The 2,827-nt window shown below is 62.0% G+C and carries 3 protein-coding genes; 1 reads left to right on the forward strand and 2 read right to left on the reverse strand.

The annotated features are described in order from the left end of the window. Positions 1 to 115: 115 nt before the first annotated feature. Together EOC06_RS33790 and EOC06_RS33795 are read right to left on the reverse strand one after the other, a co-directional pair. On the reverse strand, positions 116 to 646 hold the full coding sequence (locus EOC06_RS33790; protein ID WP_128309838.1) for a GNAT family N-acetyltransferase: 531 nt from the start codon (positions 644 to 646) through the stop codon (positions 116 to 118). Between the two features lie 50 nt (positions 647 to 696). Further along, positions 697 to 2,217: a HAMP domain-containing sensor histidine kinase gene (locus EOC06_RS33795; protein ID WP_128309839.1), complete on the reverse strand. Its 1,521-nt coding sequence runs from the start codon at positions 2,215 to 2,217 to the stop codon at positions 697 to 699. A gap of 75 nt (positions 2,218 to 2,292) precedes the next feature. On the opposite strand from EOC06_RS33795, the gene EOC06_RS33800 reads away from it, so the two are divergent. Then, positions 2,293 to 2,827 (forward strand): thermonuclease family protein (locus tag EOC06_RS33800; protein WP_206631317.1); only part of this gene is annotated, 535 nt, incomplete at its 3' end.

The following is a 2,827-nucleotide window of genomic DNA, read 5'->3' on the forward strand; positions in this document are numbered from 1 at the left end:
GGGCATCAGCCATGGCGAAGGGGCAGGGGCCGCCCTTGCCGCGGGTCTGGTCAAGGCCGCTGCGCTGACCAGTTCGGGCATGGCTGCGGCGGTACGCGGTTAGAGTCTTGACCTGCTAGCGCCGGAGATTGCGAATGCGATAGACGACAGCGTTGTATTTTGGGCTGGAGCGGCTGCCGACTATTACGCCTCCAAGGCGTTCCGCTATTCTTCTGCTGGCCACGTTCCTTTCGGCTACCGGATATTCGAAGCAGTCCGGTTCGAGTGCCTCGGAGGCCCACTGCGCGACAGCAGCAATCGCCTCTTGGCCAATGCCGTTTCCTTGAGCGTCTTCCCTGATCCAGATCCCGAGTTCGGGACACACGGTCTTCGCTGCATGAAGGCCGACAAGTCCCAGACAGCGATCGTCCACCAATGCACGCACAACAAAGTGCAAATCCGATCCATCCTGGATTGGCGACAGCCAGGATCGCCATACTTCGGCAAAGGCCGCCAGTGATCGAGGTGGTTCCCACTGCATGAAACGGGTGATGGCGGGAGTGATGGCGACAAAGAGGTCTTCAGCGTCGTCGGCTGTAAACGGCCTCAAGCGAAGGCGGTCCGAGTTGATCTCTGTGCCACCGACATGCCAGTCACCTTCCGCCATCGTGGGATGCCGTCCTTCTAACTGGCCATCGACACAGTTCGCCGCGACGCCTACCGACGCCGAGCTGCGACCGCCGCGGTCGGCAGTGCTGGCAGCTCCTCCATCACCCGGCTGAGCGGGAAGATGGCGATCGCCTCGGTCCCTTCGCGCAGCTTGGAATGAAGTTCGAACTCGCCGCCATGCATGGCGAGCAGCCCTTGCACGATCGGCAGGCCAAGCCCGGTGCCTTGCTCGGCGCTCTTGATGGCAATGGAGCCCTGGCCGAAGGCGGAAAGCACGATCGGGATCTCGTCTTCCGGTATGCCCGGGCCATTGTCCTTGATCGAAATGTACTGTCCGCCACCCGCCGTCCAGCCGACACGAACACGGATTTCGCCGCCGGTGGCGGTGAATTTTATCGCATTCGACAGAAGGTTGAGCGTGATCTGCCGCACCGCACGCTCATCGGCGAAAAGGCGCGGTAGCTCGTGCTCGAAATCCTGGACGACCCGGATATCCTTGTTGCGCGCCCTCAACTCCATCATGTGACAGCAGTCCTCGACGATACCAAGCAGCATCACCGGCTCTTCGTTGAGCTGGTAGCGGCCGGCTTCGATGCGCGACAGGTCGAGAATCTCGTTGATCAGGTCGAGCAGATGCTGGCCGGATTCGTGCACGTCATGGGCGTAGTCGCGATAGGTGGGATTGCTCATCGGCCCCAGCACTTCGTTCGACATCACCTCGGAAAAACCGAGAATGGCGTTGAGCGGCGTACGCAATTCGTGGCTCATCGAAGCGAGGAACCGCGATTTCGCCAGATTGGCGTCCTCGGCCCGCCGCCGCGCCTCGTCCGACATCGATTTCGCCGTCTCCAGTTCGGCGATGAGCGCATCCTTTTCGGAGCGGAACGACAACATCATGAGGGACGAGTGGTTGAGATGACGGGCCACATAGTCCAAGAACGGCAGCGACACGACCAGCAGCGCGGCCATGATCGCCTCGACCGGCATCCATAGCTTGACGCCGGCATAGGCGTAGAGCGCCACGGGAACGGCAAAGGTCGCCAGCAGCGCCCCGCGCAGAGACGAGGTCATCACCGCGGTCGCCGCCATGGCGAACAACAGCACCACGGCCTTGACGATGTGGAATGGATCGACCTCGCAGACGCTGCAGCCAAGCCACACGAACCATGCCCAGCCGAGACCGCACAGGAAATGACCGATCAGGAATTCCCGTCGTGCTTGCAAAGGGTTGAGCTCGGAAGCTTCAGTGCGCTCGATGCGCCGCGCCATGAAGGCAACGATCGTGTAGCAGGTCAGGGTGAACAGCGCCCAAAGCCCGATCTCGTTGCCGATTCCGGCCAGCCGGCCACCCGCAGCCATCGCCAGCACGAGAAGCGGGATGGCGATGGCGCCGCTTGTCATCGCGCGGGCATGCAGCTTCAGCAATTCGCGATCGAAGTCGAGATTGCCGGCCTGCTGCGAAAGACGGTCACGCGTCTTGCGCACCGCGCGCGCCACATCGCTGTTGCGATGAGGTTTCCTGCGGTCCACAATGAACTTGTCCGCTGTGTTCGAGCGTTGCAAGGGCATCAAAACTTCAATTTATGCGAGCAGCGGTTTCCAAGTGTTAAGCTACGTTCGAATGATTAACCAACCGTTTGCCATATGAGCCGTTCATGGTCGCCGAGGCCGCGCCGGCGATACGTTGCGCGCCCCAGAAGCCTGTGGCGCCGGCTGGTGGATTACGGGCTTGCCGTCGTCATCCTCGGACTGTTGATCCTGCTGGCGGCCCGCCTCGACCGGGTGGAGACACGCAAGACGCAAGGCGTGGCAATCATCAACGACGGCGATTCGATCACGCTTGGCACCGAGCGTATCCGCATGCGCGGCATCGATGCTCCAGAATATACGCAAACCTGCCGCAAGAACGGCGCCGACTATTCCTGCGGCACGCTTGCGCGTCAGTCGCTCGTTCGCCTGATTGCCGGCAAGCCCGTCTCTTGTACCGGCTGGCAGCGTGATCGTTATGGCCGGCTGCTCGGCGACTGCACCGCCGGTGGCAAGGATCTCAACCGCGCGCAGGTCGAGGCGGGCTGGGCGGTTGCCTATGGTGATTTCGAGAGCGAGGAAGCCATCGCCCGCGCGGGAAAGGCCGGCATCTGGGCGGGAACGTTCGATCAGCCGCAAGACTGGCGAGACA

The organism is Mesorhizobium sp. M7A.F.Ca.MR.362.00.0.0, assembly GCF_004023175.1.
Lineage (GTDB): Bacteria > Pseudomonadota > Alphaproteobacteria > Rhizobiales > Rhizobiaceae > Mesorhizobium.